The 13,993-nt window shown below is 61.4% G+C and carries 14 protein-coding genes; 5 read left to right on the top strand and 9 right to left on the bottom strand.

The window, feature by feature from the left end:
• Positions 1 to 2: 2 nt before the first annotated feature.
• The 6 genes from IVA95_RS10765 to IVA95_RS10740 all read right to left on the bottom strand — a co-directional run bounded on the left by IVA95_RS10765 (position 3) and on the right by IVA95_RS10740 (position 8,265).
• Complete coding sequence (locus IVA95_RS10765; RefSeq protein WP_247510452.1) at positions 3 to 1,055, bottom strand: acyltransferase; 1,053 nt, start codon at positions 1,053 to 1,055, stop codon at positions 3 to 5.
• Positions 1,055 to 2,161 carry an acyltransferase gene (locus IVA95_RS10760; RefSeq protein ID WP_247510451.1) on the bottom strand — a complete coding sequence of 369 codons (1,107 nt, stop codon included), beginning with the start codon at positions 2,159 to 2,161 and terminating at the stop codon, positions 1,055 to 1,057. Before IVA95_RS10760 ends, IVA95_RS10765 begins: the two co-directional genes overlap by 1 nt.
• Entirely contained in the window at positions 2,154 to 3,227 is a 1,074-nt protein-coding gene (locus IVA95_RS10755; RefSeq protein ID WP_247510450.1) for a glycosyltransferase, read from the bottom strand. Before IVA95_RS10755 ends, IVA95_RS10760 begins: the two co-directional genes overlap by 8 nt.
• Before the next feature lie 19 nt (positions 3,228 to 3,246).
• The gene (locus tag IVA95_RS10750) at positions 3,247 to 4,572 is read right to left on the bottom strand and encodes a VpsF family polysaccharide biosynthesis protein (protein WP_346657992.1); all 1,326 of its coding nucleotides are present in this window, start codon (positions 4,570 to 4,572) and stop codon (positions 3,247 to 3,249) included.
• 71 nt (positions 4,573 to 4,643) lie between these two features.
• Positions 4,644 to 6,956 carry an AAA family ATPase gene (locus IVA95_RS10745; RefSeq protein WP_247510448.1) on the bottom strand — a complete coding sequence of 771 codons (2,313 nt, stop codon included), beginning with the start codon at positions 6,954 to 6,956 and terminating at the stop codon, positions 4,644 to 4,646.
• Positions 6,937 to 8,265 (bottom strand): outer membrane beta-barrel protein, encoded by a 1,329-nt coding sequence (locus IVA95_RS10740; RefSeq protein WP_247510447.1) that lies wholly within the window; start codon positions 8,263 to 8,265, stop codon positions 6,937 to 6,939. Before IVA95_RS10740 ends, IVA95_RS10745 begins: the two co-directional genes overlap by 20 nt.
• A gap of 31 nt (positions 8,266 to 8,296) precedes the next feature.
• Here IVA95_RS10740 and IVA95_RS10735 point away from each other — a divergent pair, with 31 nt between their 5' ends.
• Complete coding sequence (locus IVA95_RS10735) at positions 8,297 to 8,587, top strand: hypothetical protein (protein WP_247510446.1); 291 nt, start codon at positions 8,297 to 8,299, stop codon at positions 8,585 to 8,587.
• A gap of 65 nt (positions 8,588 to 8,652) precedes the next feature.
• On the opposite strand, the gene IVA95_RS10730 is transcribed toward IVA95_RS10735, so the two are convergent.
• The 3 genes from IVA95_RS10730 to IVA95_RS10720 all read right to left on the bottom strand — a co-directional run bounded on the left by IVA95_RS10730 (position 8,653) and on the right by IVA95_RS10720 (position 10,345).
• On the bottom strand, positions 8,653 to 9,240 hold the full coding sequence (locus IVA95_RS10730; protein WP_247510445.1) for a polysaccharide biosynthesis/export family protein: 588 nt from the start codon (positions 9,238 to 9,240) through the stop codon (positions 8,653 to 8,655).
• A gap of 150 nt (positions 9,241 to 9,390) precedes the next feature.
• Positions 9,391 to 10,125 (bottom strand): metallophosphoesterase family protein, encoded by a 735-nt coding sequence (locus tag IVA95_RS10725; protein WP_247510444.1) that lies wholly within the window; start codon positions 10,123 to 10,125, stop codon positions 9,391 to 9,393.
• A 79-nt stretch (positions 10,126 to 10,204) separates the two neighbouring features.
• The gene (locus tag IVA95_RS10720) at positions 10,205 to 10,345 is read right to left on the bottom strand and encodes a hypothetical protein (protein ID WP_247510443.1); all 141 of its coding nucleotides are present in this window, start codon (positions 10,343 to 10,345) and stop codon (positions 10,205 to 10,207) included.
• 1 nt (position 10,346) lies between these two features.
• Between IVA95_RS10720 and IVA95_RS10715 the strand changes: the two genes are divergently transcribed.
• The 4 genes from IVA95_RS10715 (at position 10,347) to IVA95_RS10700 (ending at position 13,991) form a co-directional block, all read left to right on the top strand.
• A complete protein-coding gene (locus IVA95_RS10715) occupies positions 10,347 to 10,532 on the top strand; it encodes a hypothetical protein (RefSeq protein WP_247510442.1) in 186 nt (61 codons plus the stop codon).
• Positions 10,533 to 10,876: 344 nt separating this feature from the next.
• The gene (locus IVA95_RS10710; protein WP_247510441.1) at positions 10,877 to 11,641 is read left to right on the top strand and encodes a sugar transferase; all 765 of its coding nucleotides are present in this window, start codon (positions 10,877 to 10,879) and stop codon (positions 11,639 to 11,641) included.
• Between the two features lie 40 nt (positions 11,642 to 11,681).
• On the top strand, positions 11,682 to 13,115 hold the full coding sequence (locus IVA95_RS10705; RefSeq protein ID WP_247510498.1) for a mannose-1-phosphate guanylyltransferase/mannose-6-phosphate isomerase: 1,434 nt from the start codon (positions 11,682 to 11,684) through the stop codon (positions 13,113 to 13,115).
• Between the two features lie 87 nt (positions 13,116 to 13,202).
• Positions 13,203 to 13,991, top strand: a complete 789-nt coding sequence (locus tag IVA95_RS10700) for an FkbM family methyltransferase (RefSeq protein ID WP_247510440.1) — start codon at positions 13,203 to 13,205, stop codon at positions 13,989 to 13,991.
• Positions 13,992 to 13,993: the final 2 nt, after the last annotated feature.

Raw genomic sequence — 13,993 nt, 5'->3', positions numbered from 1 at the left:
GCTCAAGCCCCCAGCCAGCGGCAGATTCGGGGCGAGGCGAGTTGCCGGACGGCGAGCAGCGCTGCGGTAGAGACGAGGGCGGTCAGGATGCAGGAAACGGCAAAGCTGGCGACACCGCCGAGCTGGCGCAGCACGGTATGATCGCGCAGCGCCATCACGACGAAGATGTGCCAGAGATAGATGAAGTAGCTGCCGGAGCCTATCCAGCCGAGCAGCGGGAATTTCGGCTGGATCGCGAACAGTGAAATGCAGAACAGGGCCGCATAGAGGAAGAACGCGGTCGAATCGTAAGTGGCGGCGTCGCCGAGGTTGAGAATGCGAACGGCGGCATAGACCAGGTAGGCCGCCGCCATGGCGCCAAGCAGCGAGCGCCGCATGCTCTGATCGGTTGGACTTGCGAACATCGCGGTCAGCGCGCCAAGCGCGGCAAACGAGAACCAGAACGGAATGTCGCGCATGCGGATTTCGTCGAGCAGTGCGTCCGACGCGCCGAGCCTGGACATGGCGGGGTCGAGATAACTGCCGGCAAGCAAGCCGCAGCCGATCGATAGCAGTAGCAGAGTCGCGATGCGCTGCCTTGAAGCGGTTTGTCCGTCCCCGCCAGCGGCAAAGACGAGCCACAGACCGAGCGTGCAGCAGACATAGACGAAGACGTAATAATAGACGAACACATATCCCAGCCCGAACCTGGCGAGCGTCGTGCCGATGCGATGGTCCATCGCCGGATTATGCAGCGCCATGTAGACGTAGGCGGCGGTGAACGCGATCGCGTAAGGGACCAGGGCTGCCTTTAACCGCTTTGCCAGCGGCACGCGGCCGGAAAGCGCCGTGAGATATCCGGAAGCGAACAGGAACACCGGCACGCAGGGCCGCAGCGCTGCATCAAGTGATTTTGCCCAGATGGCGTCGAGCGGCTGCGGCAGCGAATGGATGCCGATCACCATCAGAATGGCGATGCCGCGCATGGTGTCGACGACGCCATCGCGGATTTGGGCCGTTGAGCGCGAGACGCTCAGAGATGGCGGGTTTGCTGATATGCGTTCGACGACCGTCATCATGTGCTCTCCTGCCGCGAGATCGCTGGAGACGGCACATGTTTGAGGGCGCGGCGGTCGTAAGCCTCGGTCAGATATCGCCGCAGCGGCGTTTCGAACGTGCGCAGCGAGACGACGCTCGCGAATGCAAGAACGATGATCGCTACCGGCGCCAGAATCAGTCGTTCATGCTCCGATAAGGAGAACAGGCGCGATCCAAGGGTGATGACGACGGTCGCAACCGGGATGTGCAGCATGTAACAGGAGTAGGTCAGCGCCGACCAGCGATCGAAGCCGAGCCGCGACAGCAGCGTCTCACGCCCGGCGCAGTCGGCCTGAATCGCAAGCATCGCGATGGCGTAGATCGCAAGCAGCGCGGTCATCGTCGGCAGCAAAGAGCCGAGCACGATAAAGGCCGCCAGCGACGCTGCCAGCGCGCCCGGAATCGCGGGCCAACGGGCGATCCGGTCGCGAAACAGATAGCAGGCCATGCCGAGGTTGAAGGCAGGCAGCGCCCGGAAGGCGCCGCCCTGGTTGATCCAGTCGGCCCACGGCGCCGTTCCGAGAGCCGATGCCCAAAGGGAATTGGCGAGAGCGGCAACGACCACGAGCGCGATGACCGCCTCCTTGCGGCGTTGCGCAATCAGCGCGACCAGCGGAAAAAGCAGATAGCAGAACATCTCCGCCGAGAGCGACCAGCTCGGGAAGTTGAACGTCAGGCGCTCGCCGACAAATGCATGAAGCAGCAGGAACTGCGCCGGCAGATCGGAAAGCGGGTAACGGGCCGGGTTGTCCGTCCGGGCAGCGCCGAAATGGAGTGCGCCGGCAAGCGCCACATAGAACGCAAGCGTGGCGAGATGTAGCGGGTAGATGCGCGCGAGGCGACGCCACAGGAAGCGGCCGATCGATGCGGCATTGTCGACGCGGTCGAAATATTGACGGGCGATGACAAAGCCGGAGACCACAAAGAACAGGTCCACGAACAAATTGAAATGCCAGGTGTGCGCGACCATGAAACGGCCGATGGGCAGGTCCTTGAAGTAATCGGAATAGTGAAGGATCACCACGGCGCCGGCCGCAATGATCCGCAATCCATCCTGATGCCTGGTGGCGCTGGTGTCATGCAAGACGGCGGTACTCCGGAGTAGCGCTTCCCTGGAGGTGAGCAAGGCGGGCAATCAGGCTGATGACATTTTCGCGGTCACTGCGGGCGAGATCGTTCCAGCGCGCCAGATTCCGTACTGCCTGCGCCACGTATCGGGCGCGCCATTCCTCGTTCGAAAGCGCAGCCGCGATCCGCGCGGCCGCCGAAGCAGGATCAGCGGTATCGATGTAGATGCCGGACTCGCCGAGCACCTCGCGAAAGATGGAAGCATCGGGGGCGATAATCGGCAGGCCGGCGTATTGCGCCTCCAGCAGCGGCAATCCCAGACCTTCGTCATGGGAGGTGCAGATGAACAGGTCGGCCGCGTCAAGCAACTGATTGACCCGGTCAGTAGACTGATATCCGTGCAACGTTACGCCCGGTTGCCGCTCGAGGGCTTGCCAGTCGTTACCCCATCCCGGCCGTCCGACGATCTCCAGCGTAGCGTCCGGAAATCCCTGCATGCGTAACGCGTCGAGGATCTTCGCCGCCGCAGTAAAATTCTTGCGCGGCTCCACCGTGCCGAGCGCGATCAGCCGAAGTGGTCGCGGCTGCGCGCTGCGTTCGCCGCGCTGTTTGGGATCGAGGTCAAACACATTGCGCACCGCCGGCCGATAGAGCGTCACTTCGGCATCGGACCGGCAATGCGCGGCAAGTTTGCGCCTGGTATCGCCGGAGTTGGCTAGAAAGCGCGGATAGTGGCGCAGCGCGAGCTTGAAGGGGCCGGCCATGTAAAGCCGCGCCCGCATGTTGAGCTCGGCGCGCCGCGTGATCAGGAAATCATCGTGGATATAGGGCAGCACCCGCGATGCGAACGGGCGCAGCAGCGGACTGGGCGGAAAGCCGGGACAGAGCAGGATCGAGGACGACGCGGCGAGCCGCATCGGCAGACCCAGGGTCTGCGTCGTCAGCATCTGGCGAAGACCCTTCGCCGTCACCGGCACGACCTCGAGCGGCGCAAGCGCTGCGGCGGAGAACAGCTCCAGCGTAATTCGTTCGAGACCGGTGACGTGGCGTCCAAGGTGGGTGTTGTCGACGTAGATGGCCATACGAAAGTGGATCCTAAAGTTATGCCGGAACGGACCGGTAGGTGACAGGCGCGCGGACTTGCGGGGACGCGGCGATGCGCCGCTGCTCGCGCGGCAGCAGGACCGAAATGAGGATCACGAATTGCGCGAGCTGAATGTTCTTCGACGAGAAGCTCACTGAACTCGCGGCGATGACGATGATCAGCAGCACGGTGGCCCACACGGCGACGCTCGAACGGCGCAGCAATTCGACGAAGAAGCAGATCAATCCGATCGTCAGGACGACGGTATGGATGAGTCCGAACTGGACGATGGCGGAAATCCAGAAGTTCTCGATGCCATAGTTGAGGCCGAGTTGCGACTGCAGCGCATTCACCCGGACCGGATTGGGGCCGAGGATCAGTTCGTGCCAATCGAAGTGCGAGAGCAGGTTGAAGGTGGCAAAGCGCGCCAACGCGCTGCCCTTATCGGAAGAGAAGCGCAGCAGCATCTTGTCGAAAATGCCGAGGTCAAGCGCGGCGAATATGATGGCACCGGCAGCGAACAGAACGCAGATGGCCAGGATGGCCGCGGGAAGCTGCGTTCGCTTTCCGCGCATCAGACGGAGCGCCTCGAAAGCTCCGATCAGCCCGAGGACTCCAAGGACCGTGACCAGCGCCGTTCGGCCGCCGAAGGCCATCAGCGATCCCAGGCAGAATGCGATCAAGGGCAGCCGCAGCAGGATTGGTGGACAAATCGCCGGACGAAGCGCCAGCGCCAGCACGTAGGCGCCGACGATACCGGATGCCGTGAGCGGGTGACCCAGCAGTGCCGCGGAGCGCCATTCGCCCATCACCACGATGTCGCCGAGCGTCAGCGGGATCAGCCGATGGCCGGAGAAATACTCATAATATCCGAGCACGACATTCAGCAGGATCGTCAGGTGAATGGCCCAGGCCAGCGGGCGCCGTTGCGCCGGCGACAACTGCCACATTACCATCGCGATCAGGATCGGCAGCAGAAACGTGTCGATGATGACCGTGAACGGGCGGCCGAGCACGATGACTTGGACCAGCAGAAACAGCCAGCAGAGCAGATAGGCCAGCAGCAGCTTCGATTCGGAAAACATCCGGTTGATCTCGCCGACCGGTCCGCGGCTGCGCATCAGCAGCAGCGAGAATGCCAGCAACGTGAAATAGGTTGCCGGGTGCAGCTTTTCGTAAAAATTTCCACCCGCCGTCAAATAGTGGATCTTCCAATTGGTCAGCACGGACGACGAGAGCGTGAATGTCGCCATGACGGCCAGCAGCATCAAGCCGGTCGCGATCCGTTCAATGAACGCGTCGGCATTCGTGACATGCCCGCCAATAGGGGAAGCTGCCCGCACTGCCGGTGATGCCGGGTGGCGAGGACGCGCCCGTGCGACACCGGCAGCTCCGTTCAACGGTCCGCGCGCTCTCACCGGGCCGCTCCGGCATGCAGGCTCGCAGTGCCGTATGGCTTCAGGTAGGCCGAGCTGCGGTAATAATCATAGAATTGCAGGCGGCTGAGATCGACGCGGGTCAGCACCGTTCCCATGATCCGGTCGCTGACGGGGGACAGCAGGTCCATGGCATGGGACAGCACCTCGCGGGGCGTCTGGTCCCAGGCCAGTGCCAGAATGATGCGATCGGCCAGTTCGGCGAGCGCGCGGCCATCGACCAGAGGCACCAGCGGCGGCGAGTCGATCACGATCAATTCGTAGCGGTGGCGGAAATAATCGAGCACGTCGACGATCCGGTCGGAGAACATCAGCTCCGTGATGTATTCGACCTGCTTGATCCTGGTCGACGGCAACACGGAGAGCCCGGTGCTTTGATCCACGAGGACGGCGTGTTCCGGAGCGACCTGGCCGATCGCGACCTCCAGAAGCCCGGCATCGGCGCGCGGACACAGGGATCGGGTCACTTGTGGATTGCGGAGGTCGCCATCGATGAGCAGCGTTCGAATGCCGAGGGTCGCCAGCGACTGCGCCAGGTTGATGGCAAGCGTGGTTTTGCCCTCGCTGTCGAGTGCCGAAGTGACCTGCACCACCTTCACCGGCTGCGATCGCATCGTCCGTTGCAGCGCGAGGCGGACCGCGCGGACTGCCTCCGCGAAGAACGTGCCGGGCTCGTCGATCGCGTAGCGCGTCAAAGGCGGCTGCAGCGGCGCTGGCAGAAGCTTCGTGGTCTTCGGATCGTAGCGGCCGAGTTCGCTGCGCCCGCGCTTGGCGAGGCGGGCCAACTCTCGCGTGCCGATCAACGGAACTGCGGCAAGGGCCGGCACGCCCGCAATGGCTTCGGCCTGTTCGAGCGTCTTGATGCGGCCGTCGAGATAGTCGGTGAGAAATGCGAGCACGCTGCCGGCGCCGAGGCCAAGCATCACGGCAAGGCCCAGGATCAGCATCGTCTTGGGCGACGATGGCCTGATCGGAATGCTGGCCTTGGTCACGATCCGGGAATCCGGCATCTCCAGGCTCTCTTGCGCGGTGGTTTCCTTGGAGCGCGCCAGATAGGATTCGTAGAGCGTGCGGCTAGCTTCGGCCTCGCGCTGCAGTTCGCGTAAGCGTACCTGGGCCTGGCCGGAGGAAGTGGACACGCCCTGGAGCTGGTCCAGATTCTGCTGCAGCGACACCTCGCGCGAACGCGCGACGTCATAGTCGTGCTTCGTGCTATCCAGTATCCGCCGGATTTCGTCGTTGATCAGCTTCTGGGTGTCGCGCCGCTGCGCCCGCACATTGGCGACGAGGGGATGACGCGCGCCGTATTTGCTCGACAGATCCGCCTCGTTCTTGGCGATATCGGCATACTGGGTACGCAGCTTGGTGATCATTTCCGAGGAAATGGCCGCGTTGATGCCGCCGGGATCGCCGCCTGATCTCGCGATGTCCTGGACCTGCTCGTACTTTGCCCGCGCCTCCGCCGTTTGCACGCGCGCGGCGATCAGCTTGTTGTTGAGATCGGTGAGCTGCTGGTCGTTGAGGGTTACGCCCTGCGAGACCATCAGGTTGTTGGCCGAACGAAAGTCTTCGACCGCCTTCTCGGACGCGACAACTCGCGACTTCAACTCGTCGATCTGGCCGTTGAGCCAATTCGCGGCAATCCGCGTGGCGTCGTGTTTGGCGCGGACCTGCTCCTCGAAATAGGCGTCCGCAACTGCGTTGGCGATGGTTGCGGCCTTCTGCGGCGATTCGGAACTGACGGCGATGTCGACGAGGAAGGTGGTGCCCTGCCTCGTTACCTTCATCCGTCTCTGAAGGATCTCGACCGACCGCGCCCTGGCGGCGTCTTCGGGGCTCGCGCCGTTACTCGGCCCGCTGTTGCTGAACAGCCGTCTGATCGGATCAAGCAGGCCGGGTTTGGGCTTGAACTCCGCATCCTCCGTCAGCTTCAGCTTGCCGACGACGCGCACCAGGATCGCAACCGACTGAATCAGCAGCGTCTGGCTCTCGATGGTTGCATCGTCCGTGCCGAAATTCGACAGCACGGACTGGTTGGTCTCGACGACATTGGCGCGGCGCGGATCGACCAGCACGGTCGACGTCGCGGTATATAAAGTAGTCGTGAGCGTCAGATAGGTCAGCGCCAACCCGAGCAGGACGGCGACCGGCAGTACCACCAGCCTATAGCGACGGCGCAGGATGCGGCCCATCTCGCGCAGATCGACGGTCGGATACTGCCAGCTTTCCGCAGCGCGAACCGGAGGCTCGTCGGGGACCACATAGGGCAGGTCAGAATTGCGCTGTAACATTCATTCCTACCAGGTGTTTGTCGAAGCTGAAGACGGGAATGTCGCTGTCGCGCTTGGTGTAGCGGTAGTAGGCGGAAACGGCGCCGAATCGATTGACGAGATATTTTACCCGCGTGTCGGACGTCAGCACGTTGTCCTTGCGGATCTGGCCGAAGAACCGGTCGTTCTCGTAACCGCCCGCCACCGACAAGATGATATTGCGGCGCAGTTCGTAGTCGACGCCGAGTTGAACCGCATTCGCAAGCACGCCAGTGGCGCTGGTGTCGGAGGTCTGCGTGACGAGCTGTTCGGCATTGAAATGCACGTCGAGCAGGCGCGTGGGCCGCCATGTCAGCCGCGCGCGATAGGAAGGGCCTTCGATCATGCCGATCGACGGATCGTCGAAACGTTGCTGAACGTAACCGGCACCGAATTCGCCAGTGACGAGGTTGCTCAGCCCGATGGTGATGCCGGACAGCGCGCGATAGCCCTGCGAATCCAGGGTGTGGCCCGGCGTTCCCCTGATGTCGCGCTGATTGCCTTCTACGCCGCCGAACCAGCCGAGGGTGGAAGAGATCGCATAATCGATCCGGCTGTGCAGTGAATAGATCTGCCCGTCGCGGGCATCCTGGTTGATGACGCTACCGTTCTGCGCGCGCGTCGATTGGAAGTCGTAGGAATCAGTGCGGAAGCCGATCGAGGTCGTCAGCCGGTTGAACTCCCTGCGCAGCGTGACATCGCCGGACATCAGATTATACGGCGTCGGCGATATGGCGTTGCTGGGCGAACCGAGCGTGCCGACACCTTCGTTCAGATGCGCGACCTGAAAGCTGCTCAGCAGCATCGTGTCTTTGGTAATGTCGAGCCAGCCGTTGCCCTTCAGGCTGGCATTGGTCTGATTCAGGCTCGAATTCTGGTTATAGACGGTCTGCTGCGCATTCAGCTTCAGATCAACGCCATGCCGTCCCCATAATGAGTGCGCGCGAAGGGTGGGCTCGATCACGGCCGCGATGTCCGAACGCTGGGCGGTGTTCGACGCAAAGACGTTGCTGTCGTAAAAAGTTCCGGCGGTCAGCGACGGGTTGAACATCCAGGAGCCGGCGCGAATACCGACGGGTTCATAGCCAGGCTGTTGTCGCTTTTTCACCGGCATGTCCTCGGGCGGTATCTCTTCGCGGTTGTCCGGATCGGTCCTGTCCGGCAGCGATGACGGTTCAAAGATTTTCTGCGCGTTCCAGGGTGAAGCAAACTCTCCGCTGGTCCACGGAATGGCTTGTGCATTGGCGGACGATCCGAGACCGAGCAGGATGGCCGCCGCCGGAGCGGGCAACAGTTTGAAGCGGCATCGCCCGGGCACGCCTATGGAACGCGATCGCTCTCCGCTTTCCTCAGGCGCATTCAGCGATGCAGACTCGAATCCCATCACCCATCCCTTGCGGGAACGCGAAGGCGGCGAACACTTATCGGGCGAGGCCCATCGCTCAAATAATGATCGTCGACTGCGCATAAGAACGGCAGGCCTCTACTCGGTACGCGGGCGCAAGGTTTTGAGTTGTGAGATTGAAGTGATGCGCACGCTTGCAACGCGCCTTGCCGAGAAAAGTTTTCCTCGCGCCGCAAAATATTTCGCATGTGCAAAACGCGAACTGTGACAACAGCGCAACACGCGCCATCATCCGCTCACGAGCGGCATCACCTCATCTGCAATTCCGAAGCGCTAGAAGTAGCGCTCCGGAATCCGAATGTTGTCGCCGGGATAGACCGGAACGGGAGCATCGAGAGGGTAGGTCTCTTCCGCACCGGCGCCTGCACGGCGGAGATAGACCTTGTTTTCGTTGGCGCGGTACGTGAATCCGCCGGCGCTTGCGATCGCATCCATGACCGTCAACCCGTTGCGATATGGATACTCCCCGCTCTTCTTCACTTCGCCGAGAATGTAATACGGGCGATACTGCGCAATCTCGACGTTGACGCGCGGATCGCGCACGATTCCCTTTGCAAGCGCGGATGCTATCGATTTTTCAAGCTGCCGCGTTGTGGCGCCCGCAGCCTTGATGTGACCGGCGAGCGGAATCGAAACTTGACCGCCATTGTCGATTTCATACTCGCCGGTGATGTCAGGTTCACCGTAGACTTTCAGCCTGATTCGATCGTTCGGACCGAGAATGTAACGCTCCGCAGACGATGCGGATGGTGGCGTCTGTGCTGAAGCACGAATCGAAAATCCGGCACTGATGCCGGCGACTACAAGGACGAAGAGAAGAGAGGGAAGCGTCGGGCCGGCGCTGGGCGACCGTTGCTGCATAGCTGCATCTCCATGAATGCACGTAACAGCCGCGGATCATATGGAAGTAAAAACGGCGAAAGAATGTGAAGACGAAGTTCCATGTGCCCAATCTGCGCGCACGCGTTAACGAAACGTTGCATGCGAGTCACAGCAAGAGACTCGCCGGAGTCACAGAAAGAGAATCGTCGATCCTTCAATCGCAATGCAGGTCAATGTTCCCGTCCGCCACGCAGCAGTATCGATATTGATTCGGTTATGCCTGACATCCGGATGCGGCGCCGGCGTATGGCCGTGCACGATGAATTGTTCGTGATCCTGTGTAGAGTCTAGGAACGCATCGCGAATCCAAATCAGATCGTTGGGATCCTGATGCTCGATCGGCACATCCGGACGAATGCCGGCGTGCACGAACAGGAAATCGCCGCAGCTGAATTGATTGCGCAAACACTGCATGAACAGTTGGTGAGTGCGCGGAAACGCTTCGAGAAAGCGACGATGCAGATCGCTTGCCGTCTCGGTTCCATCCTGCAGTTCGACTCCATACGATGCAAGCGTCTGCATGCCGCCCAATTGCAGCCAGTATTGCAGGATGGCGGGATCCTGAAGGAATCCTTCCATCACCGCTTCGTGGTTGCCGCGTAGACACACTGCGTGATTGGCCACGAGTCGGACTGTGAGCAGATCGATCACCGTCCTGGAGTGTGGTCCGCGATCAATATAATCGCCGAGATAGACTTCGACAGTGTGCGCGATCGGTCTCCGCCTAATGTCCTCGTCGATGCGTGCAATGATCTCGCTCAGCAGATCGGCGCAGCCGTGGATGTCGCCGACCGCATAGATGCGTGTATCGGCAGGCGTTGAAGCGTTAACGGAGCGTGAAGCTCCCGCAGACGTTCGGTGCATGGTGTGCGATGTCGATCATGGAACCGCGCGCCGGTCAATCCATGACACCATGTGCCGAGATGCAGCCACAAGTAATAGATCAGAAGAAGAGCAGGCAGATCAGCAGCACGATCACAATCCACGCAATCGCGTTCGCGATGAGAATGCGGTTCCTCAGTTTGCGGTCGGGCGACAATGTGCCGTGCGGCACCAGCGCACGGCTCTCCAGACGTTCGGCCATCATGAGCGCCTCCCTGGAAGCGTTCCGCAAAGTGGACGGCTCGCGAATCGCTGCCGTCTCTGTTTTTCCCGAAGCTGCGACCATCGTGCTCACAGCCGTTCGTCAGGCTGCGGCCAATCGCTTTAGCTTCGATGAACAATCTCGTTCAAATCAACGACGTGACGGCCATTTGTTGCCCGCGCAGTGACGCCGCACTGTTCGATTGAACGTCGAGAATCGAACAACGGATTTTGTTCCGCGCTTTTCGAATATGCATAGCAGCGTCGAACGACGCGCAGCTCATTAACCAGGCAAATCGAGTCTAAGCGTCTCCGAACAAATCGGAATATCGCGTCGCACAAATCTCGTTAACGATTCAGTTCCGTCGTGATGCGACATCGCTTTCGCAATCGCGCCAAATTTCGCTCAAGATTCTGGAAAGTGTTAGCGACCGCGAAGTGCGGACGTTCGCTGCTGCGAAATCGTCTCGCTCGTTGTCGAGCAACCGAGCTGCTCGACTCAGATAGTCCGGTTCCCGCAGAGAGGAGAGTCATGGCCTCCATCGTGACAGCCACCTTCGATCGGAACAGCGTTGCGCCGATTCGAAGAGAGCGAACTGAGATCTCAGTCCGTCCTGTCGAATTTGCCGGCGGTGGTACGCATGGCGCGTATCGAGCCCGCCGGCGGTCGCGCCGAAGGGCGCGAACTGAGCCGTCCTCGTCGATCGCAAAGCGCATCTTTGATGTCACGGCGGCCAGCGGCGCGTTGCTGTTCTTCGCGCCTCTCCTTATCGTTATCGCAGTTGCGATAAAGCTGACGTCGCCAGGCCCGGTGCTGTTCTTTCAGTACCGGTATGGCTACCGAAATCGCCGCTTCAAGATCTACAAATTCCGCACCATGCGCGCGGATGCGGGCGATGTGCGCGGCGTAAGGCAGACGGTGCAGGGTGATGCGCGCGTGACGCCGGTGGGGCGAATTCTGCGCAAGACCAGCCTCGATGAAATTCCGCAACTGATCAACGTGATCAAGGGCGACATGTCGCTGGTCGGGCCGCGGCCGCACGTGCCGGGAATGCTGGCGGCGGATCTGCCCTACGAACACCTCGTGCCTTATTATTTTCAGCGGCATACGGCGCGGCCGGGCATTACCGGGCTCGCGCAGGTCAGCGGCTGCAGGGGAAGCACGGCCGAATTCGGTCCCGCGGTTTCGCGGATCGATTACGATCTCGATTACATCGAGAGATGGTCGCTGCGCATGGACATCATGATCATCATCCGCACGATCCGCAAAGAATTCCTGTCGGGAAGCGGATTCTGACGACCTCAACGTCACAACATCGAAGGACCATGCAATGCCGATGATCGAGCCGCGCGGCCGTATCGTACCCGTTCTCCTGTCCGGCGGCGCCGGCTCGCGGCTGTGGCCGCTTTCGCGCGAAACCTATCCCAAGCAACTGCTCTCGCTGCTCGGCGAGAACACCCTGCTGCAGCAAACGGCGCTACGGGTCGACGATCGCTCGCTGTTTACCGATCCGATGGTGATCGCAAACGCCGAGCATCGCTTTGCGATCGGCGAGCAGTTGCGCGCGGTCGGCGTCGATCATCCGACCATCGTGCTCGAGCCGTTCGGAAGAAACACCGCTCCTGCGGTTGCGGTTGCAGCGCTGCTCGCCAGCGAAGCCGATCCCGACGCCGTGATTCTGGCGATGCCGGTCGACCACTGGGTGCACGACCACGCTGCGTTCCGCGCCGCCATATCGACGGGCATCGCGGCCGCGCGTTACGGCCGATTCGTCCTGTTCGGCGTGCGGCCTTCCTCGGCCGCGACCGGCTTCGGCTATATCCGGATGGGCGACGAGCTGGAAGCCGCTTCTCCCATTCGTAACGTCGCCAGCTTCGTCGAGAAGCCGGATCTGGCGACGGTCGAGCGCCTCTTGGCCTGCGACGAACACGTCTGGAACAGCGGGATATTCCTGCTGCCGGCGCGCCGGTTCATCGATGAATTGGCGCTTCGGGCGCCGGAGGTTTTGGCCGCCTGTCGCAAGGCGCTGACTGGCGCTAGCCGCGATCTCGATTTTCTTCGCCTCGAGGAAGGCGCGTTCGAAGCATGTCCATCGATTTCGATGGACTACGCGATCATGGAGAAAACCGATAACGCCGTGGTCGTTCCCGCCACGTTCGACTGGAGCGATGTCGGAAGCTGGTCGGCCCTGTGGTCGATGGCGGAGAAGGATTCGTCCGGCAATGTCGTGATCGGCGATGCGGTAGTGGAAGACGCTTCGGGTTGCTACGTGCGCGGCGACGGGCAACTGGTCGCGGCGCTCGGCGTCGAGGATCTCGTCATCGCCACGTCGCCGGATGTGGTGCTGGTGACCAGCCGGAAACGCGACCAGGATGTCGGAAAGCTGGTCGAGCGCCTGAAGGCAAACGGCCATCGCTCGGCAACCCAGACCCACAGCGTCCATCGCCCCTGGGGATACTATCAGTCGATTCACGCCGGGGAGCGGTTTCAGGTCAAGCGCATCACCGTCAATCCCGGCGCCAAGCTGTCGCTGCAGAAACATTATCATCGCGCCGAACATTGGGTCGTGGTGAACGGCACTGCGATCGTCACGCGCGATGACGAGGAAATCCTGTTGCGCGAGAACGAGTCGATCTTCGTACCCCTCGGATGCATGCATCGGCTGGAGAATCCCGGCAAGGTTCCCCTCAACCTGATCGAGGTCCAGTCGGGCAGCTATCTCGGGGAGGACGACATCGTCCGCGTGCAGGATATCTATGACCGCGTTTGAGGTGTGGTGGGGTGGGAGGCAGCATCCGCATCGAGGGCGAGGCACGCCGCGGCGAGGCGTGCGCGCGCGACGCGAAGGGAGGCAGCGATGAACACAAAGCAACACGTCAAGGAATTGGTGAAGGATGCGTTTCCCTCGATCTGGCTGCAATGGCATTTCATGAAACGCCCCAAAACGGCGGAGCGGGAACTGTCCTATCTCGACAAGGTCATTCCCGACGACGCCGTGACGGTCGACGTCGGCGCAAACTGCGGCCTCTACACACGGCGGCTGGCGCGTCTTTCCCGGCAGGTTCATGCCTTCGAACCTTCGCAGCAGATGGCGAGGTTGTTGCGCCGAACCTCGGCGCGCAATGTGAGCGTCCACGAGATCGCGCTGTCGGATCATGACGGCGACGCCGAGCTGTTCATCCCGCAAGGCGAAGACGGTTTAGTGTACGGCCTTGCCTCGCTGGAGGCACGAACCGATTCACCGGCGAGAGTCGTTTCAGCCCATGTGCCGATCGCGCGGCTCGACGCTGTCATCGACCAGGATGTGGCGTTCGTGAAAATCGATGTCGAAGGCCACGAGTTGAATGTGCTGAACGGCGCCGTCGAGCTACTGGACCGCTGCCAGCCGGTATTCCTGGTCGAGGCGGAGGACCGCCATCGCGCCGAGGCGACGCGCTTGGTGTTCGAATTCTTCCGGAATAAATCCTATCGGGGGTTCTTCCTGAAGAACAATGATGTGGTCGGAGTGGAACAGTTCGATTCCCGCAGGCTTCAGGATGCCGACGCGCTGCGGCCCGACGGCGGCCGCAAGGATGGACAGTTCTACGTCAACAACTTCTTTTTCTTTCCCCGTCATCTCGACGGTGAATCGATATTGAGCAGCTAGCT

This window comes from Bradyrhizobium sp. 157, assembly GCF_023073815.1.
Taxonomy (GTDB): Bacteria; Pseudomonadota; Alphaproteobacteria; order Rhizobiales; family Xanthobacteraceae; genus Bradyrhizobium.
This window is presented reverse-complemented; position numbering and strand designations above follow the sequence as displayed.

Excerpts from the sequence above, each read along its gene's own strand:
- IVA95_RS10710 (WP_247510441.1), top strand. The coding sequence starts at position 10,877 with ATGGCCTCCATCGTGACAGCCACCTTCGATCGGAACAGCGTTGCGCCG.
- IVA95_RS10700 (WP_247510440.1), top strand. The coding sequence starts at position 13,203 with ATGAACACAAAGCAACACGTCAAGGAATTGGTGAAGGATGCGTTTCCC.
- IVA95_RS10730 (WP_247510445.1), bottom strand. The coding sequence starts at position 9,240 with ATGCAGCAACGGTCGCCCAGCGCCGGCCCGACGCTTCCCTCTCTTCTC.
- IVA95_RS10735 (WP_247510446.1), top strand. The coding sequence starts at position 8,297 with ATGGAACGCGATCGCTCTCCGCTTTCCTCAGGCGCATTCAGCGATGCA.
- IVA95_RS10720 (WP_247510443.1), bottom strand. The coding sequence starts at position 10,345 with ATGGCCGAACGTCTGGAGAGCCGTGCGCTGGTGCCGCACGGCACATTG.
- IVA95_RS10705 (WP_247510498.1), top strand. The coding sequence starts at position 11,682 with ATGATCGAGCCGCGCGGCCGTATCGTACCCGTTCTCCTGTCCGGCGGC.
- IVA95_RS10715 (WP_247510442.1), top strand. The coding sequence starts at position 10,347 with ATGAGCGCCTCCCTGGAAGCGTTCCGCAAAGTGGACGGCTCGCGAATC.
- IVA95_RS10755 (WP_247510450.1), bottom strand. The coding sequence starts at position 3,227 with ATGGCCATCTACGTCGACAACACCCACCTTGGACGCCACGTCACCGGT.
- IVA95_RS10765 (WP_247510452.1), bottom strand. The coding sequence starts at position 1,055 with ATGACGGTCGTCGAACGCATATCAGCAAACCCGCCATCTCTGAGCGTC.
- IVA95_RS10725 (WP_247510444.1), bottom strand. The coding sequence starts at position 10,125 with ATGCACCGAACGTCTGCGGGAGCTTCACGCTCCGTTAACGCTTCAACG.
- IVA95_RS10745 (WP_247510448.1), bottom strand. The coding sequence starts at position 6,956 with ATGTTACAGCGCAATTCTGACCTGCCCTATGTGGTCCCCGACGAGCCT.